We start from the raw sequence: 23,018 nt of genomic DNA, 5'->3' as shown, positions 1-23,018 counted from the left end.
GCCCGACCGGGCACCATCGAGAGCGGCCGAGAGACCTGGCTCGACGACGCCGCAGCAACCCCCCGACCTCGGGTGCGGGTGCTCACGCCGGGAACGATGGAGGAGCGATGCCGGGCGGTTTCCTGGGGGCGCGGCGGCGGCACGTCGACCTGCTGCGCACGGCGAGCGCGGCCTGTCGGGGCTGATCCTCGCCCTCACCACCCGTGGCCGTGACGGCCCCGGGCGTCCCCGCCCACCCGCGCCGCGACCGGCCGTGCCCCGAGCCCGGCCGCACCGTGTCGATCTGTGTCGGTCCAAGCCGGCCCGTCCTGATCCCCATGGGATCCGCACCGATCGAGCGCCCGCGGGTACCTCACCGAAGGAACCTCATGATCCCCGGATTCCGCCGTGCGCTGCTGCCGGCGTTGTTCACCACCGCCGCGCTCGCGCTCGCGGCCTGCGGCTCCTCGGCCGCACCCGCGGCCGACCCCGCCGGCACCCCGCAGGCCGGCGGCACCCTGCGGTTCGCCGTGTCGAGCGACCAGGGCTGCGTCGACCCGCAACAGGTCGGCAGCAACGACACCATCTACTCGCTGCGCCAGATCGTCGACTCCCTGACCGACCAGGACCCGAAGACCGGTGAGCTCAAGCCCTGGCTCGCCACCTCCTGGCAGAGCGCCCCGGAAGCGAAGAGCTACACCTTCACCCTCCGCCCCGGCGTGACGTTCTCCGACGGCACCCCGCTGGACGCGAACGCGGTGAAGGCCAACTTCGACCGGGTCCCGCAGATCGGAGCCCGCGGAACGCTGCCGAAGGGCTACCTCGCCGGCTACGCGGGAACCACGGTGCAGAGCCCGACGCAGTTCACGGTCTCGTTCCAGCAGCCCAACGTGCAGTTCCTGCAGGGCACCTCGACCCACAGCCTCGGCATCCTGTCGCTTGCGACCGTCGCGAAGTCGGACGACGACCGCTGCGCCTCGGTGATCGGCTCCGGGCCGTTCACGATCCAGAACTACGTCAAGAACGCGTCCCTGACCCTCGCCAAGCGCAAGGGCTACGACTGGGGATCCACGCTGTTCGCCCACCCCGGCGAGGCCTACCTCGACACCCTCGACTTCCGGGTGGTTCCCGAGTCGGGCGTGCGGGCAGGATCACTGCAGGCCGGCGAGGTCGACGCGATCGGCAACATCGGCCAGCAGGACGAGGCACCGCTGACCGGTGCGGGGGACCAGCTGCTCGCCCGGCCCAACCCGGGGATCGCCTTCGGTATCGCGTTCAACCAGAGCAAGCCGATCGTCTCCGATCCCGCTGTGCGGCAGGCGCTGTCGCTGTCGATCAACCGGCAGGAGATCGTCAAGGCCGTCTACACCTCGCAGACCAAGGTGGCGACGAGCATCCTGGCCTCGACCACACCCGCGTGGGCGGACCAGTCGTCCCTGGTCGCGTTCGACCTGGCCAAGGCGAAGTCCACACTGGACGCTGCAGGGTGGGCGCCCGGTCCGGACGGTATCCGGGCGAAGGACGTACAGCGCCTCACCGTCCCGCTGGGCTTCGCCAACAACGCGGGCAGCAACAAGCCGACGCTGGAGCTGATCCAGCAGCAGGCCAAGGCCGCCGGCATCGACGTCCAGGTCCAGGAGCTGCAGATCGCCCAGACGCCGCAGATCCAGGCCTCCGGTGACTTCAGCGCGCTGTGGGGCAACCTGACCCGCGCCGATCCCGACATCCTGCGCAGCTCGTACTCGGTCGCCGGCTCGAACTATTACCGGATCCCGCAGAGCCCGCTCGAGCCGCTCCTGGTGGCGCAGGCGGCCGAACCGGACACAGCGAAGCGGGCGCAGATCGTCGCGCAGGCCCAGCAGGTGTTGCTGCAGCAAGGTTTCTACGTGCCGGTCGTGGAGCTGACGACGGTGCTCGGCGTGGCCCCGAGCGTCCACGGCGTCACCTTCGACGCCTCCTCGCGCATCCAGCTCCACGACGCCTGGAAGTCGTCCTGATCGTCGGAACCGAAACAGCGGGTGACGCGTCCGCCACTGTTCACCCAGTCCCGCCGAACGCCTCGACCAGCAGGTCCGTACAGGAGCCTCCGGCGGGGAGCAGGAGTCGGACCGGGACGGTCAGGGGTGGGTCGGCGGGCCGGAGGGTGACCGAGCAGGTGGTGGCCTGCCAGGTGGTGCCGTGGATGGCGGTCCAGGCGGTGCCGCCGGCGCCGATCTCGAGGGCGGCATCGGCGACGGACGCGACGTCGCGCCCCCGGTGCGGGACCACGCCCGCGGCCGCCGTGTGGGCCAGGACGGCATCGTGCAGGACGGGGTCGCTGCGACGGGCGGGCAGGCGCAGACGCAGACCCTCGAGGGCTGCCGGCGGGATCGCGTCGAGCCGCGCAGCGGGATGGGCCGTGGGGACGACCAGTGAGATCGGGTCGTACCCCACGACGACCCCGTCGGGCCCGGCGCCGCGCACCAGGGCGGCGTCCAGGGCGCCGGAGGCGACCGCCGCGGCGTGTGCCCGCGCGTCCCCCTCGACCAGCACGAGCTCGCTCGGCGGCGCGATCGCCCGCAGCGCTGTCACGCCGTCCGCCAGCCGGCGCTCCAGCCCGGGGGTGCTCCCGATCCGCAGGGTGCGGCCGAGACCCCGCCCGAACGCCTCGGCCACGTCCCGGATCCGGTCGATCCCCGACAGCGCCGCCCGAACCTCGGCGAGCAGCCTGCGCCCCGCCGGGGTGAGTGCGACGCGGTGCGGCGACCGGTCAAGGAGCCGCAGCCCCAGCTCGCGTTCCAGCCGTCCGAGGTGCTGGCTCACCGCGGGCTGGACGAGCCCGAGCCTGGCGGCGGCCCGGCCGAAATGCAGCTCCTCGGCGACGGCCACGAACGAGCGCAGCTCCCGCAGCTCCACCCGACCTCCCACGATCATGCCTCGTGATCGCCCACAGCGTAGCCCGCTCTTGCCCGGGACCGGCGGCGCGCGATCGGCTGAGCGACATGAGGATCGGTGTGTCGGTACACGGCGGAGCCTCCCTGCCGAGGGTGCTGGAGGAGATCGAGGACGCGGCGGCGGCCGGGTTCGCGGGAGTGTGGCTGGGGGAGCTCACGCTCTGGGATCCGCTGACGGTGTTCGCGGCACTCGGTGAGCGCGCTCCGGGTGTCGAGCTCGGGACGGCGGTGATGGCGGTGCCCCCGCGCCATCCGCTGGCACTCGCCGCCCAGGTGCTCACCACCCAGGCCGCGACCGGCGGGCGGCTGTCTCTGGGGCTCGGGATGAGCCACCGGTTCGTCGTCGAGGAAGGGTACGGGCTGCCCTTCGACCGGCCGGTGCGGCGCGTCCGGGAGTTCCTCGACGTGCTCGACCCGGTCCTCGACGGCAGGGAGGCGCAGGTGCGGGGCGAGACGGTGGTCGGTGTCGGCGGGGTGGGTGCGCCCGGGGCGTCCCGGCCGCCCGTCCTGCTGGCCGCGCACGGCCCACGGATGCTCGCCCTCGCCGGGGAGCGGGCCGACGGGGTGATCACCTTGTGGACCCGGCCGGGGTTCCTCGCCGAGTACGTGGTTCCGGCGGTGACCGCGGCGGGGCGTGCGCCGCGGATCCTGGTGGGCGTCAACGCCTGTGTGACGGCGGACCCGGACGCCGCGCGTCGCGACGTCGCCGAGCGGTTGGCGGTGGCGTCGGGCCTGCCGAGCTACCGCGAGACGCTGGACCGCCAGGGAGCGACCGGGATCGAGGACACGATCCTGGCCGGCGACGAGGCGGTGGTCGCTGCCGAGGTCCGTCGGTTCGCCGAGGCCGGGGCCACCGATCTGGTGCTGTTCCCCTCCGGTCCGGAGGCCGACCGCGCCCGCACGCTCGAGGTGTTCGGGGACCTCGCCCGCGCGGGCGGCTGACCACGCGCTGTCCGGACGTTTCGCTCGTGCGGCCCAACGCCGTCCCGAGGATCGGAACCTGAGCGTTCATGTTCTTGACACCCGTTCGGGCCGCCGGGTTCAGTGGGGGAGTCCATCCGGAGCGGCTGAGAGACCCGGCTCGTCGACGCCGCAGCAACCCTGGTCAGCAGGGTGCTCCCGCCGGGACCGATGGGAGACGTCTGTGTCCAGCCCGACTCCGCTCGCGGGCGCGCTGTGGTGCGCCGGTTCGTGGTCGAAGCGGCGGCACGTGGACTTCTGCCGGACCGGGGCGTCGCTCTGTCGGTGACGGGTCAGTCCCCACCGTTCGTCCCGACACCCCGGAGCTCACGATGACCGTTCCCGTGCACCCCGCCCTGTCCCGCGACGGTCGCCTCACCGACATCGGCGATCGCCTGATCGAGTCCCTGGAAGCCCTCGTCGACCGGCACCGCTCGTCGCGGGCCGCGGCGGGGGAGGCGATCCCCAGCGAGCTGATCGCGGCCGAGGTCGCCCAGCACCTCGCCGTGGCCCGTTCGGCGTTGCAGCGCACCCCGCGCCTGGGCTGAGCTTCCCCGTCTTGCGCAGACCTGCGCTGAATCCCGAGACGACGACCCTGGAGCCGCCGTGTCCCCGCCGAGCCCCGACGCCCCGACCCCCGCACCAGGCGGTGGGACGGTCTGGCTGACCGGCCTGCCCAGTGCCGGCAAGTCCACGATCGCCCACGCCGCCGCGCCGGTGCTGCGGGAGCGGGGGCGCGCGTCGAGGTCCTCGACGGGGACGCGGTGCGGCCGCACCTGGCCGCGGCGCGCGGCTACTCGCGGGAGGACCGGGCGATCAATATCCGGCGGATCGGCTGGGTGGCGGAGCTGTTGGCGCGCAACGGCGTCGTGGTGCTGGTGTCGGCCATCGCCCCGTTCCGGGACGTCCGTGACGAGGTGCGGGCGGCGCACAACGCGGGCGGGAAGTCCTATGTGGAGGTCTTCGTGAGCACACCGGTCGCGGTGGCGTCCGAGCGGGACGTCAAGGGCCTCTACGCCCGCCAGCGCGCGGGGGAGATCAGCGGACTCACCGGGGTCGACGACCCCTACGAGGAGCCGCTGCGGCCGGACCTGGTCCTGCCCGCCCACGAGCAGCCGGTCGCCGCGTCGGTCGCCCTGCTCGTCGACCATCTGGAGGGGGCCGGCCTCGCCGGCTCCGCACGGAAGGAACACGTGTGACCACACCTTTGCTGCCGATCCCGCGCTGGACGGACGCGGCCGTCGCGATCGAGGCGCCCGGAGTCGGCGCCGGCAACTGGGTCGGCGCCCCCAGTGTCGTGCTGCACGAGGGGACGTACCACCTGGCCTACCGGCTGCGTGCGCCGCTCGGGCACGGGCGCGGCCTCGCCACGGTCCTGGCGCGATCGACGGACGGCGTGCACTTCACCGAGGTCGCCCGCGTGACCAAGGACCGGTTCGGCGCGGAGTCCTTGGAGCGTCCAGCGCTGGTCGTCACGCCGGAGGGCCGGTGGCGGCTCTACGTCTCGTGCGCCACGCCCGGCTCGAAGCACTGGTGGGTCGACGTGCTGGAGGCGGACTCGGTCGAGGACCTGGCCAGGGCTCCGGGCCGTACGGTGCTGCCCGGCGACGCGCGGCACGCGGTGAAGGACCCGGTCGTGGTGCGCGACAGCGTCGGCTGGCACCTCTGGGCGTCGGTGCACCCGCTCGACGTGCCCGGCCACGAGGACCGCATGACCACCGAGTACTACCGCAGCGCGGACGGTCTGACCTGGGAGCACGGTGGCACCGCCCTGATGCCGCGGGCCGGGCGCTGGGACTCCCGCGGGGTGCGGGTCAGCGCGGTCTTCCGCATCGACGGCCGTTGGGCCGCGACGTACGACGGCCGGGCGAGCGCCGCGGAGAACTGGGAGGAGCGGACGGGCCTGGCCTACGGCGGCGCCGACCCGGCGGATGCCTTCACGGCGCAGGGCCCCGCGCCCGTCGCACAGTCGCCCTTCGCCGGGCACGGGCTGCGCTACCTCGGCGTCGTCGGGCAGCCCGGGGGCGGGTACCGGCTCTACTACGAGGGGACCAGGGAGGACGGGGCGCACGAGCTGCGCACCGAGCTCCTGCTACCTCCCGTACGCACGACCGGGCGGCGCGCAGCCGCTGCCTCGTAGTGCCCGCAGACGGCGTAGTGCCCGCAGACGGCGTAGTGCCCGCAGACGGCGTAGTGCCCGCAGACAGCCGAGTGCCCGGAGACGGCCGAGCGCCCGCGAAGGGCCGGATGCCGGACTTCCTGCTGCTGGGGGCACCGAAATGCGGCACCTCGGCCCTGCACCACGCCCTCGCCGGGCATCCGGGGCTGTTCTTGTCCGAGCCCAAGGAACCGAAGTTCTTCCTCACCGACGGGCCGCCACAGGACAGCGGCGGCGGCCCGGGGGACGTCCCGACGTGGGGCGAGCACGTGTGGCGGCGGGCGGACTACGAGGCGCTCTTCGCCGCTGCCGACCCGGGCGCGCTCTGCGGCGAGTCGACCGTCTTCTATCTCTACGACCTCGAGGCCCAGCGGCGCATCCGGAGCGTGGTCCCACGGGCGCGCCTGATCGCGGTCCTTCGCGACCCCGTCGAGCGGGCACATTCGAACTGGGCACACCTGCGCGCCGCCGGTCTCGAGCCGGAAGCGGACTTCCTGCGTGCCCTGGACCGGGAGCCGGAACGGATCGCCGCCGGGTGGGCCCACTTCTGGCACTACGCCGCCCAGGGCCGCTACGGCGAACAGCTCGAGCATCTGTTCACGCTGTTCCCACGCGAGCAGATCCTGCTGCTGCGCTACCGCGAACTGCGCGACGAGCCCGTCCGTACCGCCGACCGGGTCTGCCGGTTCCTGGGAGTCGGGACCGGCCTGGTCACGGGCGTGCCGCGACGCAACGTGCGCCCGGACGTCACCGGTCGCTCAGGCGGGCCGAGCCCGGAGGAACGTGCTGCCGCGCTGCCCCGCTTCGCCGACGACGTGCCGCGGGTGGCCGCGGCCACCGGCTGGGACCTGGCGGACTGGATTCGATGAGCGGCCGCGACGATGGGTGAGCTGCTCCGGAGGTGGCGGGAGCATCTGCGCCGGATCCGCGCGGAGGAGGCGGCCGACGAGATCGCCGAGCTCGCCCTCGTCCGGCACGTCGAGGCGGCACTGGGACGGGCTGCCGCGCTGGCCGCCGCGCAGATCGCGGCCGCGACATGACGGGCGCGCCGCGCACTGTCCTGGTGATCTGCCTGGCCACCGGCTTCACCACCCTGATCGACCAGGCCATCCTCACCGTCGCGGTCCCCGCTCTGCGTTCGGACCTGGGCGCCTCGCCGAGTGAGATCCAGTGGATCCTCGCGATCTACTCGCTCGCCTTCGGACTCGCGCTCGTCCCGGCCGGCCGGCTCGGGGACGCGGTCGGCCGGGGGCGGCTCCTCGTCGGCGGGCTCGTGCTGTTCAGCGGGGCCGCCGTGCTCGGCGCGCTGGCCACCAGTCCCTGGGCCCTGGTGCTGGCCAGGCTGCTGCAGGGCATCGGGGCGGGCACGGCGAACCCGCAGGTCATCGGACTGATCCAGGATCAGTTCACGGGTGTGGCCAGGAACCGTGCCCTCGGTGCCTATGCGGCGGTGGCGTCCCTGTCGGGTGTGGTCGCTCCGGTGGTGGGAGGCCTGCTGCTCGCTGTCGCGGGCCCGGAGCGGGGCTGGCGCCTGGTCATGGCGGTGAACATCCCGTTCGGCCTGGTGACGGTCCTGCTGGCGGTCAGGCGCCTGACGATGCGCGGTGACCGTCGCGGACACCGCGTCGATCTCGATCTCGCCGGCATCGCGCTGCTCTCGCTCGTCACGATCGCGGTACTGCTGCCCGTGGTGGGGGCGGGCACGCCCGTCGTCTGGATCGTCGTGGGTATCGGGTCGCTCGGCGCTCTGGTGGTGTGGGAGCGTCGGCTGGGCCGCCGGGGTGGGACCCCGCTGGTCCTGCCCGCACTGGTCCGCTCGCGCGGGTTCGTGCTCGGCACGTTCGTCGCGATGTGTTGGTTCGGGTCGACGCTGGGCAGCAGCGTGGCGATCACGTTGTCGCTGCAGGCGTGGCTGGGACTCTCACCACTCGCCGCCGGCGCGTGCATGGTGCCGTCCGCCGTCGCGATGGGGTTGGCGTCTGCTCTGGGCTGGCGGGCAGTGGGGCGCTGGGGCCGGATGTCGGTGACGGCCGCGCTGGGTGCGCTCGCCGTGGTGCTGGCGGGGTCGGTGGCGGCCGTCCTGGTCCTGCCGGCCGGGGTGATGCCCGCCGTCCTCGCGGGCTCCCAACTGCTCGCCGGTGCGGCGGGCGGGCTGATCACCGCGCCGAACCAGGGCCTGACTCTCGCACTCGCCCCCTCCGGTGCCCATGGCCTCGCCGCCGGGTTCTTCCAGGTGTCCCAACGGATCTCGTCCACGATCTGCATCGCCGCCTGTACCGGGGCGGTGATCGCCGGCTCCGGAGCCGCAGCGGGCGGGCACCGCGCCGGGCTCGTCCTCGCGCTGGGCCTCGCCCTGGCGCTCGTGGTCGTCGCGCTCGTCGCGTCGGCCCTCGACCGGCGGCCGCTGGCCGCCCCGACGGAGGTTGTATGACCACCCTGTCCCTGGCCGTCGAACTCGACGGCGACGGCGCCCATCCCGCCGCCTGGCGGCACTCCGGGCGCCCGCCCGGTGCGGTGCTCGGCGCCGCGGCCCTTCGTCGAGCGGTGCACGGCGCCGAGCGCGCAGGGTTCACGCTCGCCACGTTCGCGGACACCCCCGTTCCGCCCAGCAGCGGGCTCGACGCCGCCGGCCGGATCGAGGCCGGCACCAGGGCCGCGTTCGTCGCCACCACCACGTCGCGGATCGGCTTGGCCCCGACGTTGCACGTCGCGACCACCGAGCCCTTCCACCTCGCCACCCAGCTCGCCGCGCTCGATCACGCGTCGAAGGGGCGGGCGGCCTGGGTGGTCGGCGTGGCGAACGACCCCGCCTCCGCGGCGACGGTCGGTGCGGCCCCGCTGGCTGCCGACGCGCTGCGCCGCGAGGTGGCGGACGTGATCGACACGGCCCGCGCGCTCTGGGACTCCTGGGAGGACGAGGCCGTGATCCGCGACGTCGCCACCGGCCGCTACCTCGACCCGGACCGGGTGCACCACGTCGACGCCGCCGGGGCCCGGTTCACGGTGAAGGGCCCGCTGATCACCCCGCGCCCGCCGCAGGGGCAGGTCGTGGTGCTGGCGCCCGCCGAGCTGGGGGGCGACGTGGATGTCGCGCTCGCCGGCGGTTCCGTCGACGAGATCGCCGCCCGGGCAGGGCAGGCACCGCGGGTCTTCGCGGAGGTCGAGGTCGTACTGGACGCCGATCGCCCGGCCGCCGCCCGGCTCGACGGCCTCGACGCCGACACCGGCTGGGAACCCACCGGGCACCTCCGCCATGTCGGGTCCGCAGAGTCGCTCGTCGACCTGGTGCGCCGGCTCTCCGGCGTGGTGGACGGGATCCGCTTCCACCCGGCCGTCCTCGCCGTCGACCTGCTGATCCTCGCTGACCGGGTGCTCCCCGCGCTCGCCGACCTGCGCCGCCCGCCGGGGGAGACCCTGCGCGCATCGCTGGGTCTGCCCCGGCCCGCCAACCGTTTCGCCGTCGCAGGAGGACAGTCGTGACCGGACCCCGTATCCACCTCGGTGTGTTCCTGACGGGCGTCGGCCCACAGCTCATCTGGGCGGACGAGCGCACCGCCCCGCACATGGCGATCGACACGTTCGTCGACGTGGCCCAGCTCCTCGAGCGCGGCCTGTTCGACGCCTTCTTCCTCGGCGAGGGCCTGCGCGTGCGGGAGAACCGCGGCCGGGTCTTCGATCTCGACGTCGCGGGCCGCCCGGATGCGATCACCCAGCTGTCCGCGCTGGCCGGCGCCACCGAGCGGATCGGGCTGGTCGCCACCCAGAACACCACCTACAACTACCCCGCGGACCTCGCCCGCCGGCTCGCGAGCCTCGACCTGCTCTCCGACGGCCGCGCCGGCTGGAACGTCGTGACCACCGACAACGCCTGGACCGGCGAGAACTTCCGCAACGGCGGCTGGCTGGCCCACGAGCGGCGCTACGAGCGGGCGGGACAGTTCGTCGACGCCGCGAAGGCGCTGTGGGCGGGCTGGGAGCCCGACTGGGAGGCCGCCGGTGAGGACGGGGCCAAGAGCTGGGCGAGGCCGGGCGCCATCGGCGCGGTCGAGTGGCACACGGACCTGGTCGAGCTCACCGCCACACCGACCGTGCCCGCGTCGCGCCAGGGACGACCGGTGCTGTTCCAGGCCGGGGACTCCGAGGGTGGCCGTGACCTCGCCGCCCGCCACGCCGACGTCGTCTTCTCCGCGCACACCGAGTTCGACGCGGCCGCCGCCTACGCCACGGACCTGCGCAGACGTCTCGCCCACTACGGCCGCGACGCGGACTCGCTGCGGATCCTGCCCGGCGCCGAGGTCATCCTCGGGGCCACCCCGGCAGAGGCCGAGGAGAAGGAACGCTGGGTGCGCGACCATCAGGTCAACGGCCCGCGGGCTCTCGCCTTCTTCGAGCAGTACTGGGGCCGCGACCTCTCCGCGTACGACCCGGATGGCCCGCTGCCGGACATCGAGCCGACGGAGGCGGAGCTCGATCCCTCCCGCGGCACCATCGCGATCGACCAGCGCAGCGGCAAGCTCGCCCAGATCGCCCGCTGGCGGGAGCGGGCCGAGGCGGAGAACCTCTCGATCCGGCAGCTCGCCCTCGCCGTCCGGCCGGGGCATCGGGCGTTCGTCGGCACCCCGGGCCAGGTCGCGGACGAGTGGGCGCGTTACGTCCGGGCCCGGGTCGTCGACGGCTTCAACCTGCTGCCGTACCTGGTCCCGGACTCGCTGACCGACGTCGTGGAACAGCTGGTGCCGGAGCTGCAGGAGCGTGGGGTGTACCGCACGGAGTACGAGGGCACCACCCTGCGCGAGCACCTGGAGCTGCCCCCGGTGTGGCCTGGGACGACCTGATGGCAGCGGTCCACGACTCCTGAGGTGGTGCGGGCGACGGTGACGCCGGGCGCCTGCGGCCTGCCAAACGCGCATGCCGTGGTGCTGGCTCTGCGCAGCATGCCTCGACATTCTCGCGACCCCTCCGGGGCTGACCGCGATGGAACAGGCTGCGACGCGATCCAACCCACTCTCACCAGGCGACCTCACGCTGGTCAGCCCGCGAGCCACGCGTGTCCGCCGACGCCCCCTTTGGTGATCGCCGACGCCGTCGGCGACAAGCCACGGAGGGCGTCGGCCATGACACCACCCATGACATGAAATCCCATCGACTCCTGCTTCTGAAGGGGCTGGAGGGGGACCTAACGGGAATGTTGTCGCAGGTGGGAGGTCTGTGAGGGTGATTGTGCGCGGTTTACACCCGAGCGGTCGCAGGTTCGAACCCTGCCGCGCCCACCGTCCCGAACAGGTAGAACACCCGAGTAAGCCTCACGGAGGTCTTGTCGTGGGATCAAACGTGGTGTGAATGCCCTGCTCACGTGCGTGCTCGAGCTCCACACCGCCCGCACCGCGGCGCTGAACCGCTACTACGACGAACCCGACCTTTGGCATACCCACACCTACTGCCCTGCCGAGCTCACCGAGAGCCAACGGGCGCTCATTGCGGCGACGACCGAGCCCGGTGCGCGGCCGAGGAGCAGATGCGGGACATCGTCGAGGTACGCCTGCGCGACTCAGCTCCGGCTTCCGTTGCGGTGCAACTCGATGTCGTTGTCTGCCGAACACGAGTCCGAGTCGATCCTGGTCGTAGCGGCGCACCTGGACCAGATGCAGGAGCTCCCGCGCGGTCTTCGCCGTGCGGTCGCGCACGTGCTGCGGGCTGCGGCACGGGAGATCCAGGCCGGCCGGCCACTCCCGATCGATGTCGTCCGCGCGGTGCGCGAGGTCCTCCTCGAGGTCGAGCAGCTCACAACCGGCCGGGCCGGCGAGCTGGAGGACGCGTAGGCGCGGCTCCGGAGCGGGTATACCAGCTGGCGAGGTCGGATCCGGACGCCGTGGGCGTTCGGGATGCGGCTCCCTCGAGGTCCCCCGTCAACAAAGGCACTTCGAGCGGGCGATCTGTCTGCGGATGCTTGCCGTCGGCGTTTGGAGCCGGCTGTGTCGCCGAGGGTCTATTGGCCAAGCCGCCCTGACCTTTCGTATGTGACCCGTCCTTCATTCTTTCACTCGGCTGCTGACAACACCACCTCGCCTTGCAGAGCCGATATTTACCGGTACCGCCATGTGGCGGATCGGTTCGAGCGCCTAAGGGACGCTGCGCGCGCCTGTTCGATCACCCTCATAGACGATTTTTCGGGCACTCCGGATGCTGTTGAGTTCTCACAGTCGGAACTGCTTCGAATCGTCCTGGCATCGCCGAGAGGCCGTGCGCGCAAAGGAATTGCAGGGGGTTGTCAATGTCGAACAGCGAGAAATCTGACTCGAATGGCTTCTGGGGGCGAGGACTCCGTCTACTGCTCTGCGCAGTCTTCGCGGTGGTCGCCCTCGCTGCGACGGCGCCGATGGCGAGTGCTGCGCCGGGCAGCGTTAGCCCGTCTGCTGCCGAGCAGAAACGCAACATCGACGAGTCGCTGAAGGTCATCATCTCGTCGAACCCCGGCGCGACTCGAGTCGACTCGAACACGGTGGAGCTCGCCAACGGCGTCGTCGTGAACATGGCATTCGATGAGCAGAAGGCGGCTGCACGCAAAGCGGGCAACACAGCCAAGACTCTGGCCGGCCCCGGTTGCTCGTACGGTTATCTGTGCATCTGGGACGACCCTGGATACCGCCTGTCGTTCTACTACTGTGGGTTCGTGAACATCGGCTCGCAGTACGGCTGGAGTGACCGACTCAGGGAAATCGAGAACAACCAGACCTCCGGAACTTGGTCCTACTTCTACAACTGGACCGGCAGTGCCTGGTCGTTCGTTTTCAGCGACAAGGCTTACGACTACACCGGGTACATCTCGAGCGGTAGCTCGCTGTCGGCGGCGAGGACCACCGACGCCATCACGGTCTGCTGATCGCCTGAACGACGACGGTGCGGCCCTGTGGCAGTTGCTCCGTGCCCCGGGGCCGCACCTCGCGCTCAGAGCTGTCCCTCGAACAGGACGTTCCCGACGTGGCCCCGAACGACGGCCGTGAGTTCGTCGAGGTGGGTCGTCGACGGAGGTAGGAGGGCTGCGAAGGTGCGGTTGCGGACGTGTGCGGCTACTCGGGAGCCGTCGGGGAGCACGAGGTCGACGCTGTCCGCCTCCGGCGGAAGTGTCCCCGCAACCAGAGGCTGCCCGTCCAGCGTGGGAGCTACTGGGAGCAGGTGCGGTCGGGAGTCGGCGGAAAGGGTGCCGAGACCAGTCAGGACCTGGGCGCGCTGCTCCTGGCTCAGGCAGCCGCTCACATCGTCCCCGGAGACGGTGAGGGTGAGTGCGTCGGCGCCCGAGCGTAGGGAAGCTCCCTCACTCGTCCCCGGTGGCAGGGCTTGGGTAGTGAACCCCTGGGACTGTCCTGCGCACGACTGCAGGGTCGCCGGGAGGCTCGGACCGGAGGGAACGGGCGCCGAGCTGAACGCGGCCGCTGGAGGCAGAGGTAGACGGTCGTCACCCGCGCCTGTGGTGACCGAGGCGACGGGAACGGGGGAGCGGAGAACGAACAAGCCACCGCTGCGATACGCGGGGCCGCTGAACGTGTCCCGCCCGGGTCCGGTGACCGTCAGAACCAGTGGGCCGTCGCCAGTCGCTGCTCCGGCAACAGTGCCATCCGCCGTGACCAGCAGGAGCGAGGCATCGGGGCTGGTATCGGCTGTGACCTTGGCCGGGCGCGACACCGTCGTCGAGGTCGGGGCGATCTCGCAGAGGACCGCCTCCTCGGACCCAAGCAGGAAGCCGGCCACTCGTGTGCTGCCCTCGTCGGATCGCAGGACGAGCGTCCAACGGTCGGCGCCGGGGATGTCGGGTCCGCTGCCCAAGGCGTCGTGGCAGCGCTCCGCGTCGGCCGAACCGTTTGGCAGCTGCGCCGCCGAGGACGCCGCGGCGCCGGCGGCCGGGCTGTCCTCGGAGCTGCTGGAGAGGAACCAAGCGGTGCCACCGGCCAGCGTGACGACCGCTGCTGCGGCCGCGATCATCGGTGTCCACCGCGCGCGGCGGCGCGGCGGCCGCATCTGGGCCTCGACGCGGTCCCAGATCCTGGCGCGGACGTCGTCGGGTAAGGGCCGCTCCGGTGGAAGGTTGAGATCGTTCATCGCGTCTTCTCCTGGCGTGCGCGCAAGGTGGTGAGCGCGTCCCGAAGTCGGGCGCGCCCGCGGGACAGATTCGAACGGATGGTGGCCTCACTGATTCCGAGCGCAGCGGCCGCGTCGGCTGTCGACAGCTCCGCGACCAGGCACAGCTCGACGGCCCGGCGCTGTGCCTCGGGTAGGGCGGCCAACGCCCTGCGGAGATCACCGCCCTCGGAGCGGTCACTGAGCCGGACCACGACTGCTTCCGCGGGGTCGTCGATCGGTGTCGGCGGTGGTATCCGCCGAAGTAGCTTGTCGCGGCGGCGGAGCCCGCGCATCTCGTCGCGTGCCAGGTTGCTCACGACGGCGAGTAGCCAGGGCAGTGCGCTGTCGTTCACCAGTGCCACCGCGCCGCGCCTACGCCACGCAAGCAGGAACGTCGCCGCGCTGAGGTCCTCGGCCTGATCCCAGCTCCCGCAGAGCCGGTAGGCCTGGTTCCAGACTCTCTGGGCGTGTCTGTGGAACATCTCGGCGAACGCGTCCTGGTCACCGTCAGCCGACAGATTCCATAGATCCCGATCCGACATGCTCCCGGTCGCCGCCGACACCTCGACAGCCTCGTTCGACCCACAGCCCCTCGCCGTCACCACCGCATCGTCCTCACAACGATCATGTGGCCGGCAGAGGCCCAGGCGTTGCAGCGTGACCACGGCGACAAGCGCTGATGAACGCTGGTCTCACCGCAGACCACGTATCGAGGCCTGCCTGGTGCAGGGCTTGAGCAAGCACGATCGGCCGGGCTGGCCGGCGTCGCGCAACCGCATGATCTGCCTGCACGACGCGCGACAGACCGCGGCAAACCCCGCGCAGCCGCTCTGAGGTGCACGTTCCTCAGCGCCTTCCGAGCTGGGGCGACGATGTGGCGCACTCGGCGCGGCGTGGATGATCTTGATCCCAGATGTGCTCCACGCGATCCACGAGCAGCTGCGCACCGGCCTCGTCGCCTGCGGTCTGTGCCAGTGAGTCTGCTGCTCGTCATCTAAGCTGGCGGGCGCACTCCGAGGCTGCGTGGGATCACTCGTGGTGCGAAGCTGCGGTGGCTGGAGGTGCTTGACCGCACCAGCGGGGGCGGCAGCGTGACAGTCGTTGCAGGTAGGGGCTGTGGTCGACGCCAACGACGAGTTGCACACCCGAGCGGTCGCAGGTTCGAACCCTGCCGCGTCCACCCTGTCCGGCCTGTGCATCTGCGGGTCCGTGTGGAGCCGGATACGACGTCGTCACCGACCTCCAACGGTGGGACATCTAGCTGTGGTCGTCCCGGTTCGCGACGGCCTCCCGGCCCAGCGTCGCGACGACGGTGTCCTCCTGGGGGAAGTGCACCCGGGCGGCGAGGACGTCCCGCAGGTGCCGTTCGAGGGGGTTGGTGCCGCTGAGCCCGGGGTTGCCGATCAGTGCCACTGCCTTCTCGACGGCGCCGATGGCCGCGCGGGTGGCCAGGGTCTTCGCCGACCAGGCGGTGTCGCGGGGGATCTCGCGGCCCGCGTCGGCCTGGGCCGCGAGGGCGGAGAGCAGCTCGCGAGCGCCGGTGAGGGCCACTGTGATCTCGCCGATCGCGTCCTGGATGCGGGGGAGCTCGGCGAGGGGGTGGCCGAGGTTGGTCGGGACCCGCTCCCGCACGAACCGCACGAGCCAGGTGCGGGCGGCCTCGGCCACGCCCAGGTAGATCGAGGGGATGCCGGTGCCGGGGCCGGGGTGTGCCTTCGGCCGGTCGTCGGCGGGGGCGAGCCCGGACACGGCGCTCCCGGCGACGGGGGTGCCGGTGAACACGACGTCGTCGCTGCGGGTGGCGCGCATCCCGAGCGAGGACCAGGTCGGCCGGATCTCGATGCCCGGCGCGGACGCGTCGACCGCGAACGTCCCGACGCGCGGCCGTGGCTCGTCGGTGGTGGCGAGCACGAGCATCCAGCGCAGGTGGGGCGCACCCGTCGAGTAGATCTTGTGCCCGGTCAGCCGCCACCCGTCGCCCTCGCGCACGGCGGTGGTCGCCGGGCGGCCGCCGCGGGACGGGGTGCCGAGTGCGGGCTCGACCTGCAGCGCGTTGAGCAGGGTCGGGCGCTCGCGGGACTCGGCGAGGATCCGGCCGTAGAACGCCGGGTCGAGGCGGGGAGCGCGGGCCTCCTGCTGGTGCAGCGCCAGGGTCATCGCGACGACGAGGGCGACGGCCGGATCGGCGCGGCCGAGGCGCCGCAGGAGCTCGTGCACGCCGTGGTGCCCGAGCCCGGGGCCGCCGTGCGTGCGGGAGACGGTGGCGGTGAGCAGGCCGGCCCCGTGCACGAGGGCGAGCGAGCGCGGGTCGATCTCGGCCCGCGCGTCGTTGCCCGCGGCCAGGTCCGCGAGCTCGGCGACGACGGCGTCGCACCGCTCCAGGAGATCCGTGCGGTCGAGCGCCGGTGCGCTCACGAGGCGTTCACCAGGCCGTCCCGCCGGGCTGCGTCCCCGGGCACGGCCGCGATCAGGGCCCGGGTGCGGGCGTGCTGCGGCCGGGCGAAGAGGGCTCCGGCCGGGCCGGACTCGATGACCCGGCCCCCGTCCATGACGACGACGTCGTCGCTCACCTGCCGGACGACGGCGAGATCGTGCGAGATGAAGACCATCGTGAGCCCGAGCTCCGTCTGCAGCCGCACGAGTAGCTCCAGGATCTGCGCCTGCACCGACACGTCCAGGGCGGACACCGCCTCGTCGAGCACCACGAGGTCCGGCGAGGTCGCCAGGGCGCGGGCGATGGCGACCCGTTGGAGCTGGCCGCCGGAGAGCTGGGCCGGTAGCCGGTCCAGGAACTCGTCCGGGAGCCCGACCTGGCCGAGCAGCTCCGCGCCCCGCTCCCGCCGGGAGACCTTGTCGCCGATGTCGAAGGCGCGCAACGGCTCGGCGAGGGTGCGGGCGATGGTGAACCGGGGATCCAGCGAGGTGTACGGGTTCTGGTAGACGACCTGGACGCGGCGGCGCAGCAGGCGCAGCGGCTCCCCGGCGAGGGCGGTGACGTCCTCGCCGTCGAGCCGGACCCGCCCGCTGTCCGCCGGCAGGAGCCGGGCGAGCAGGCGGGCCAGTGTGGACTTGCCCGACCCGGACTCGCCGACGACGCCGAGGGTGCGGCCGCGGTGCAGCCGCACGGACACGTCGTCGACGGCCTGCAGCCGGGTTCCCCGGGAGGCGAAGGCCTTGGACAGTCCGTCGGCCTCCAGCAGCGGCTCCCCGGTGGCCGGCGCCGGATCTCCGCCGAGGCGGCCCTGGTCGACCCGCGGCACCGCCGCGACCAGCCGCGTCGTGTAGTCCGAGGCGGGCGTGCGCAGCAGCCGGCCCGGCGCGCCGGACTCGGCGATCGCGCCCTGCTCGAGGACGACGATCCGGTCCGAGCGGTCCGCGGCCACCCCGAGGTCGTGGGTGATCAGCAGGACGGCGATGCCCAGCTCGGCGCGGAGCACGTCGATGTGGTCGAGGATCGTCTTCTGCACGGTGACGTCCAGGGCGCTGGTCGGCTCGTCGGCCACCAGCAGGTCGGGATGGTGCGCGAGCCCGGCCGCGATCAGCACGCGCTGCCGCATGCCGCCGGACAGCTCGTGGGGGTACTGGCGGGCGCGCCGCGCCGGTTCGGGCAGCCGGACCCGCTCGAGGAGCTCCTCCACCCGCTCACGCAGGGCGTCGCCGCGCGCCTGCGGATCGTGGAGCCGCACGGCGTCCCCGATCTGGTCGCCGATCCGTCGGGTCGGGTTGAGGCCCGCCGTGGGGTCCTGGGGGACGAACCCGATCCGCTTGCCGCGCACCGCCCGCCAGGCCCTCGGGGACAGCCCGGTGAGGTCCTGCCCGTCCAGGTCGATCCGCCCGCCCACCCGCGCCGACGCCGGGAGCAGGCCGAGGACGGCCCGCGCGCAGCTGGACTTGCCGGAGCCGGACTCGCCCACCAGCGAGACGAGCTCGCCCCGACCGACCGTGAAGTCGATGCCGCGCACCGCCTCGACCTCGCCGCCGCGGCGCCCGCGGTAGGCGATGCTCAGTCCCTCGACTCGCAGCAGGGAGGTCATTCGCGGGTTCCTTCCAGGTGCCGGGCGAGGCGGTTGGCCGCCAGGACCACGAGCGCGACCGTGAGGCCGGGGAACGTCGTCAGCCACCAGGCGGTGCCGAGGTAGTCCCGGCCGTCGGACACCAGGGCGCCCCACTCCGGGGCGGGTGGCTGGGCACCGAAGCCGAGGAACGACAGGGACGAGATCGACAGGATGGCCGACCCGAACTCCAAGGCGGACAAGGCCAGCACCGGCCCGGACGCGTTGGGCAGGACGTGCGCGGCCAGCACGTAGAACCGCCGCGAGCCGACGGAGTGCGCGGCCTCGACGAAGGTCTGGGCGCGGACCCTGAGCGTCTCGGCCCGCATGACGCGCGCGAACGCCGCCACGCTCGACACCCCGACCGCGATCGCGACCTGCAGCGTGCCGAAGCCCAGCGCGGTGACCACGGCGAGGGAGAGCAGCAGGCCGGGGATGGCCAGCATGACGTCGACGACCCGCATGACGACCGCGTCGAGCCGGCCGCCGACGAACCCCGCGACCAGCCCGAGCAGGCCGCCCGCGGCGAGCCCGACCAGGACCGCGAGCAGCGTCGCCCGCAGGGTCAGCGACGCGCCGTGCACCACCCGGGAGAAGGTGTCCCGGCCCAGGTGGTCCGTGCCGAACAGGTGCGCGGCGCTCGGGCCCTGCAACCGGTCCGCCGGCACGCCGGTGATCGGGTCCTGGTGGGCGAACAGGCCGGGCACGAACGCCCAGGAGATGACGACGACGAGCACGACGAGCGCCAGGACGAGCCCCGGCCTGCGCACCACGTCGAGCGCGCCGGTGCGCAGCCGGGAGCCCGCGTACCCCGGACCGGTGAGGACGGCGGTCACGGGCGCACCACCTCGGGCTCTGCGGCGGTGACATCGGCGGCGACCTCGATCGGCGCCGCTGCGGGCGGGGTGTCGCCCTCCCGGATCATCACCCGCGGATCCAGCAGCGGGTACACCAGGTCGACGGCGATGCTGATCACCACGAAGATCGCCGCGGCCAGCAGCACCACGCCCATCACGACCGGGATGTCCTGCGCCGCAACGGCCTGGAACGTCATGTTGCCGATGCCGTCCCGGGCGAACACCGCCTCCACGACCACCGAGCCCGCGAGCAGGTTGCCCACGATCACCCCGATCATCGTCAGCAGGGGCAGCGAGGCGTTGCGCAGCGCGCTGACCAGCACGATCCGCGCCTCCGACGCGCCGTGCGACCGGATGACCTCGGTGTAGGGCTCGCGCAGGGTGGAGAGCAGGCTCTTGGAGAGCACCTGCGCGATGTAGGCCGAGGTCGGGATCGCCAGCGTCACGGCCGGCAGCAGCAGCGCGCCGACGCTGTGCTGGTCGAACACGTCCACCCAGCCGAGCTGGAACGACACCACCTGGGTGAGCAGCAGGCCCGTCCAGAAGGTGGGCACGGACACCGCGACCGACGGCACGCCGAGCAGGGTCTGGCGCACCGACGGCCGGCGGGTGAAGGCCGCCGGGATCGCCAGGAGCAGGCCGCCGACCAGGGCGAGGCCGAACGCCACCCCGCCCAGGACCGCGGTGTGGCCCAGGGCCGCGGCCAGCATGCTGGTCACCTCGTCGCTGCGCTGGATCGAGGTCCCGAGATCCCCGGTCAGCGCCCGGCCCAGCGAGGTCACGTACTGCACGATCACCGGCTTGTCGAAGCCGTACTGGGCCTCGAGCGCCGCGACGGCCGCCGGGTCCGGGTTCGCGAACTCCGTGCCGCTGCCGGCGAGCATGATCCGCACGGGATCGCTCGGCAGCAGGTAGAGCACCACGAAGGCGATCGTGTACGCCGCCCAGAGGACCCCGACGCCCTGCAGGAGCCGGCGGAGGACGTACCCGGTGAGCCCCCGGTCCCGGCGGGACCTCACGCGCCCGACCAGGCGTCGTAGAAGTAGAGCTGCACGCCCGGGGCGAAGGCGACGTCGTGCAGCTTCGGCGACACGGCGTGGGCGACCTGCTGCTCGGTGAAGACGATCACCACGTGGTTGTCCAGGATGTAGCGCACGGCCTGGTCGACGGCTGTCTTCCGGGCGTTGGTGTCCGCGGCGGCGTCCGCGGAAGCCAGGTAGGTGTCGAGCTCGGAGGGCTTGAGGTGCAACGGGTTGCTGCCGCTCGAACGGAAGTGCATGTTGAGCGCCGCCGCGTCCGCCCGGGTGAAGCCGTAGGGGATGAAGTCGTAGTCACCGGTGCCCAGGGCGCCGAGCATCTCCGCCCTCGACACGATCTTGATCTGCAGGTCGACGCCGATGGCGCGCAGCTGCTGGGCCCGCAGCTCGTCCTGCGTGGGGGCGCCGGCCTGGCCGTTGACGACGGTGAGGGTCAGCTTCTTGCCGTCCTTGACCCGGATGCCGTCCGGGCCGGGGACCCAGCCTGCCTCGTCGAGGAGCTGCGCCGCCCGGGCCGGGTCGTGGCGCAGGGCGTCGGAGTGGTCCTGGTACAGCGGGGTCGTCGACGACAGGATGCTGGTCGCGAGGTTGTAGCTCGGCAGCAGGAGGGTGTCCTTGACCTGCTGGTTGTCGATGCCGAGCTGCACGGCCTCGCGCACCCGGACGTCCGACAGGTTCGGCGAGGAGTTGTTGGTCAGGTACTCCGAGACCGTGCCCGGGTTGTTCGAGACGAGCAGCTGGTAGCCGGCCTTGTCGATGGCGGGCTGGTCCTGGACGGGGATGTTGTTGATCGCGTCGAGCGAGCCGGAGCGCAGCCCGCCGGTGCGCTGGCCGGCCTCGGTGACCACCCGGAAGGTGATCTTGTCGAGGTAGGCGTCGCCGGTGTGGCGGGTGTTGGGCGACGGCCAGGCGTAGCCGGTGCGCTTGCTCAGCACGACCTGCTGGGCCGGGGTGAACTGGTCGAGCGTGAAGGGGCCGGAGCCGTAGAGGTCGCGGCCGAGGCAGCGCTGCGCCGGGTCGGTCCGGTAGGTGGCCGGGGCGAGCACGCCCATGTTCACCGTGGACAGCGCCTGCAGGAAGCTCGCGTTCGGCTGGCCGAAGGTCACCGTCGCGGTGTTCGCGCCGGTGACCGTGGTGCCCTGGTAGGTCGCGATGTAGGTGGAGGCGTTCACGGCCTTGCCGCCGAGGGCCTGGATGCCGTCGAGGAAGGTCTTGAACGCGGCGGCGTCGAACTTCTCGCCGTTGGAGAAGGTGACGTCCGAGCGGAACGTGAAGCGGAACTCGGTGGCGTTCGGGTTCACCTCCCACGCGGCGGCGAGCCAGGGCTTGATCTCGCCGGTCTTCGGGTCGGCGTCGACCACGGAGTCCGCGAACTGGCGGCCGATGTCGCGCGAGGCGGTCAGGTCGGTCTGGTTCGGGTCGACGCAGATCGGGTCCTGGCTGATGCCGAAGGTGATGGCGCCGCCGGCCCGGGGAGTACCCGCCGCCCCGCCGGCGGCGGGAGCGGCCGCACCCGAGGAACAGGCGGCGACGCCGAGGGTGACGGCGACGGCGGCCAGGGCGAGACGGGACGCCGCACGGAAGCGGTGCAGGGACACGGAGGTGCCTTTCTCAGGGGGTGGTGACGTGCCGGGCCGGTCGGCCGAGGACGTTCTCGCGCAGGGTCGTGCCGGCGTACTCCGTCTGGAAGAGGCCACGGCGGGCCAGCTCGGGGACCAGGCGGTCGGTCAGCAGGCGGTAGCCCTGGAAGTGCTGGGGGGACATGACGAAGCCGTCGGCGCTGCCGGCCTCGACGCGGGCCTCGATCTCGTCGGCGATCTCCGTGGCGGACCCGACCGGGGCCCAGTGCCCGGAGCCGGTGGCGTTGAACTCCAGGACGAGATCGCGCAGCGTGCGGTCGCCGCGCAGGGCCTTCGCGCGGTAGAGCTCGAAACGGGACCGCCTGCCCTGCACCGTCTCCGGGTCCGGGATGCGGTCCGCGGGGATGAGCGAGTCGGGATCGAGCCCGCTCAGGTCGGCCTCGCCGAAACCGGCCTTGGCGAAGTTGCGGACCTGTGCCGCGAAGTCCGTGGTGGCCTCGAGCTCGGCGAGCCGGCCTGCGACGTCGCGGGCCTGCTCGGACGACTCGCCGATGATCGCGTACATGCCGGGCAGGACCTTCACCGCGTCCGGGTCCCGGCCCGCGTCCGACACGTGGTCCTTGAAGCGGCGGTAGAAGTCGAGGCCCTCGTCGGGGTCGGGGTGCGCCGCGAAGATCGCGTCCGCGTAGCGGGCACCGAGGGCGAACCCGTCGGCGGACGACCCGGCCTGGAACAGGAACGGCCGGGTCTGCGGGGAGCGGTCGATGTTCAGCGGGCCGCGGATCGTGAAGTGCTCGGTGGCGACGTCCGTCTGCCGGACCGAACCGCGGCGGATCCGGGTCCCGGCCTCGCGGTCGGTGATCCGGGCGTCGGCGTCCCAGCTCTCCCACAGGGCGATCGCGGCGTCGAGGTAGTCGCGGGCGCGGGCGTACCGCTGCGCGTGCGGCACCGGGGACCGCCCGAAGTTCTCCTCGCCCCAGGCCGAGGTGACGACGTTCCACCCGGCCCGGCCGCCGGTCAGGTGGTCGATCGACGCCAGCTGGCGGGCCAGGTTGAAGGGCTCGGTCCAGGTGGTGGAGATCGTGGGCACGATCCCGATGTGCCGGGTGCGGGCGGCGAGCGCGGTGAGGAACGAGATCGGCTCGAAGCCGCCGCCGGGGGACTGGGCGTTGCTGGTCAGGCCGTCGGACATGAACAGCGTGTGGATCTTCGCGGCCTCCGCGCGCTGCGCGATGTCGGTGAAGAGGTCGAGATCGTAGAGCCGCTCGGCGTGGCTGTCCGGCAGCCGCCAGGCGGCGGAGTTCACACCGGTGCCGAGGATCTGCAGGGCGAGGGTGATTCCCATGG

Annotated in this window: 20 protein-coding genes, 1 pseudogene and 2 riboswitches; of the genes and pseudogenes, 12 read left to right on the top strand and 9 right to left on the bottom strand. The window is 72.5% G+C overall.

Annotation, left to right across the window (positions count from 1 at the left end):
* Positions 1–10: 10 nt before the first annotated feature.
* A riboswitch (SAM riboswitch) is annotated at positions 11–103 on the top strand.
* 265 nt (positions 104–368) lie between these two features.
* Complete coding sequence (locus ABD324_RS17490) at positions 369–1,976, top strand: ABC transporter substrate-binding protein (protein WP_344417915.1); 1,608 nt, start codon at positions 369–371, stop codon at positions 1,974–1,976.
* A 40-nt stretch (positions 1,977–2,016) separates the two neighbouring features.
* Here the strand turns inward: ABD324_RS17490 and ABD324_RS17485 are convergent, their stop codons facing one another.
* Positions 2,017–2,892 (bottom strand): LysR family transcriptional regulator, encoded by an 876-nt coding sequence (locus ABD324_RS17485; RefSeq protein WP_344417913.1) that lies wholly within the window; start codon positions 2,890–2,892, stop codon positions 2,017–2,019.
* Positions 2,893–2,960: 68 nt separating this feature from the next.
* Here ABD324_RS17485 and ABD324_RS17480 point away from each other — a divergent pair, with 68 nt between their 5' ends.
* From ABD324_RS17480 to ABD324_RS17430, 11 genes and pseudogenes are all read left to right on the top strand, one after another.
* Positions 2,961–3,854, top strand: a complete 894-nt coding sequence (locus tag ABD324_RS17480) for a TIGR03564 family F420-dependent LLM class oxidoreductase (protein WP_344417911.1) — start codon at positions 2,961–2,963, stop codon at positions 3,852–3,854.
* 109 nt (positions 3,855–3,963) lie between these two features.
* Positions 3,964–4,050, top strand: a riboswitch (SAM riboswitch).
* A 154-nt stretch (positions 4,051–4,204) separates the two neighbouring features.
* Positions 4,205–4,420 (top strand): hypothetical protein, encoded by a 216-nt coding sequence (locus ABD324_RS17475; RefSeq protein ID WP_344417909.1) that lies wholly within the window; start codon positions 4,205–4,207, stop codon positions 4,418–4,420.
* Between the two features lie 58 nt (positions 4,421–4,478).
* A pseudogene (cysC, locus tag ABD324_RS17470) lies at positions 4,479–5,071 on the top strand (adenylyl-sulfate kinase).
* Entirely contained in the window at positions 5,068–6,012 is a 945-nt protein-coding gene (locus tag ABD324_RS17465) for a glycoside hydrolase family protein (RefSeq protein ID WP_344417905.1), read from the top strand. The pseudogene cysC and the gene ABD324_RS17465 overlap by 4 nt, the downstream one beginning before the upstream one ends.
* Before the next feature lie 107 nt (positions 6,013–6,119).
* Positions 6,120–6,899, top strand: a complete 780-nt coding sequence (locus ABD324_RS17460; RefSeq protein WP_344417903.1) for a sulfotransferase family protein — start codon at positions 6,120–6,122, stop codon at positions 6,897–6,899.
* 12 nt (positions 6,900–6,911) lie between these two features.
* Entirely contained in the window at positions 6,912–7,070 is a 159-nt protein-coding gene (locus ABD324_RS17455; RefSeq protein WP_344417901.1) for a hypothetical protein, read from the top strand.
* Positions 7,067–8,461: an MFS transporter gene (locus ABD324_RS17450; RefSeq protein WP_344417899.1), complete on the top strand. Its 1,395-nt coding sequence runs from the start codon at positions 7,067–7,069 to the stop codon at positions 8,459–8,461. The genes ABD324_RS17455 and ABD324_RS17450 overlap by 4 nt, the downstream gene beginning before the upstream one ends.
* Positions 8,458–9,510: an LLM class flavin-dependent oxidoreductase gene (locus tag ABD324_RS17445; RefSeq protein WP_344417897.1), complete on the top strand. Its 1,053-nt coding sequence runs from the start codon at positions 8,458–8,460 to the stop codon at positions 9,508–9,510. The genes ABD324_RS17450 and ABD324_RS17445 overlap by 4 nt, the downstream gene beginning before the upstream one ends.
* On the top strand, positions 9,507–10,865 hold the full coding sequence (locus ABD324_RS17440) for an NtaA/DmoA family FMN-dependent monooxygenase (RefSeq protein ID WP_344417895.1): 1,359 nt from the start codon (positions 9,507–9,509) through the stop codon (positions 10,863–10,865). The genes ABD324_RS17445 and ABD324_RS17440 overlap by 4 nt, the downstream gene beginning before the upstream one ends.
* A gap of 744 nt (positions 10,866–11,609) precedes the next feature.
* The gene (locus ABD324_RS17435) at positions 11,610–11,849 is read left to right on the top strand and encodes a hypothetical protein (protein WP_344417893.1); all 240 of its coding nucleotides are present in this window, start codon (positions 11,610–11,612) and stop codon (positions 11,847–11,849) included.
* Between the two features lie 530 nt (positions 11,850–12,379).
* On the top strand, positions 12,380–12,910 hold the full coding sequence (locus ABD324_RS17430) for a hypothetical protein (protein ID WP_344417891.1): 531 nt from the start codon (positions 12,380–12,382) through the stop codon (positions 12,908–12,910).
* A gap of 65 nt (positions 12,911–12,975) precedes the next feature.
* Here ABD324_RS17430 and ABD324_RS17425 read toward each other — a convergent pair whose 3' ends face one another.
* From ABD324_RS17425 to ABD324_RS17390, 8 genes are all read right to left on the bottom strand, one after another.
* Complete coding sequence (locus tag ABD324_RS17425) at positions 12,976–14,124, bottom strand: hypothetical protein (protein ID WP_344417889.1); 1,149 nt, start codon at positions 14,122–14,124, stop codon at positions 12,976–12,978.
* The gene (locus ABD324_RS17420; RefSeq protein WP_425565863.1) at positions 14,121–14,750 is read right to left on the bottom strand and encodes an RNA polymerase sigma factor; all 630 of its coding nucleotides are present in this window, start codon (positions 14,748–14,750) and stop codon (positions 14,121–14,123) included. The genes ABD324_RS17425 and ABD324_RS17420 overlap by 4 nt, the downstream gene beginning before the upstream one ends.
* Positions 14,751–15,402: 652 nt before the next feature.
* Entirely contained in the window at positions 15,403–16,560 is a 1,158-nt protein-coding gene (locus tag ABD324_RS17415) for an acyl-CoA dehydrogenase family protein (RefSeq protein ID WP_344417887.1), read from the bottom strand.
* Positions 16,557–18,179: a dipeptide ABC transporter ATP-binding protein gene (locus tag ABD324_RS17410; RefSeq protein ID WP_344417885.1), complete on the bottom strand. Its 1,623-nt coding sequence runs from the start codon at positions 18,177–18,179 to the stop codon at positions 16,557–16,559. The genes ABD324_RS17415 and ABD324_RS17410 overlap by 4 nt, the downstream gene beginning before the upstream one ends.
* Positions 18,176–18,991 (bottom strand): ABC transporter permease, encoded by an 816-nt coding sequence (locus tag ABD324_RS17405; protein WP_344418281.1) that lies wholly within the window; start codon positions 18,989–18,991, stop codon positions 18,176–18,178. Before ABD324_RS17405 ends, ABD324_RS17410 begins: the two co-directional genes overlap by 4 nt.
* A 38-nt stretch (positions 18,992–19,029) precedes the next feature.
* Positions 19,030–20,073: an ABC transporter permease gene (locus ABD324_RS17400; RefSeq protein ID WP_344417883.1), complete on the bottom strand. Its 1,044-nt coding sequence runs from the start codon at positions 20,071–20,073 to the stop codon at positions 19,030–19,032.
* Positions 20,070–21,689: an ABC transporter substrate-binding protein gene (locus tag ABD324_RS17395; RefSeq protein WP_344417881.1), complete on the bottom strand. Its 1,620-nt coding sequence runs from the start codon at positions 21,687–21,689 to the stop codon at positions 20,070–20,072. Before ABD324_RS17395 ends, ABD324_RS17400 begins: the two co-directional genes overlap by 4 nt.
* 13 nt (positions 21,690–21,702) lie before the next feature.
* Positions 21,703–23,016 (bottom strand): NtaA/DmoA family FMN-dependent monooxygenase, encoded by a 1,314-nt coding sequence (locus tag ABD324_RS17390; RefSeq protein WP_344417879.1) that lies wholly within the window; start codon positions 23,014–23,016, stop codon positions 21,703–21,705.
* Between the last annotated feature and the right edge of the window lie 2 nt (positions 23,017–23,018).

The sequence above is a fragment of the Pseudonocardia ailaonensis genome (assembly GCF_039531635.1).
Classification (GTDB): Bacteria; Actinomycetota; Actinomycetes; order Mycobacteriales; family Pseudonocardiaceae; genus Pseudonocardia; species Pseudonocardia ailaonensis.
This window is presented reverse-complemented; position numbering and strand designations above follow the sequence as displayed.

Bases quoted from the DNA above. Each gene is read 5' to 3' on its own strand.
- ABD324_RS17490 (WP_344417915.1), top strand. From the start codon at position 369: ATGATCCCCGGATTCCGCCGTGCGCTGCTGCCGGCGTTGTTCACCACC.
- ABD324_RS17485 (WP_344417913.1), bottom strand. From the start codon at position 2,892: ATGATCGTGGGAGGTCGGGTGGAGCTGCGGGAGCTGCGCTCGTTCGTG.
- ABD324_RS17480 (WP_344417911.1), top strand. From the start codon at position 2,961: ATGAGGATCGGTGTGTCGGTACACGGCGGAGCCTCCCTGCCGAGGGTG.
- ABD324_RS17475 (WP_344417909.1), top strand. From the start codon at position 4,205: ATGACCGTTCCCGTGCACCCCGCCCTGTCCCGCGACGGTCGCCTCACC.
- ABD324_RS17460 (WP_344417903.1), top strand. From the start codon at position 6,120: ATGCCGGACTTCCTGCTGCTGGGGGCACCGAAATGCGGCACCTCGGCC.
- ABD324_RS17455 (WP_344417901.1), top strand. From the start codon at position 6,912: ATGGGTGAGCTGCTCCGGAGGTGGCGGGAGCATCTGCGCCGGATCCGC.
- ABD324_RS17450 (WP_344417899.1), top strand. From the start codon at position 7,067: ATGACGGGCGCGCCGCGCACTGTCCTGGTGATCTGCCTGGCCACCGGC.
- ABD324_RS17445 (WP_344417897.1), top strand. From the start codon at position 8,458: ATGACCACCCTGTCCCTGGCCGTCGAACTCGACGGCGACGGCGCCCAT.
- ABD324_RS17435 (WP_344417893.1), top strand. From the start codon at position 11,610: ATGTCGTTGTCTGCCGAACACGAGTCCGAGTCGATCCTGGTCGTAGCG.
- ABD324_RS17425 (WP_344417889.1), bottom strand. From the start codon at position 14,124: ATGAACGATCTCAACCTTCCACCGGAGCGGCCCTTACCCGACGACGTC.
- ABD324_RS17410 (WP_344417885.1), bottom strand. From the start codon at position 18,179: ATGACCTCCCTGCTGCGAGTCGAGGGACTGAGCATCGCCTACCGCGGG.
- ABD324_RS17390 (WP_344417879.1), bottom strand. From the start codon at position 23,016: ATGGGAATCACCCTCGCCCTGCAGATCCTCGGCACCGGTGTGAACTCC.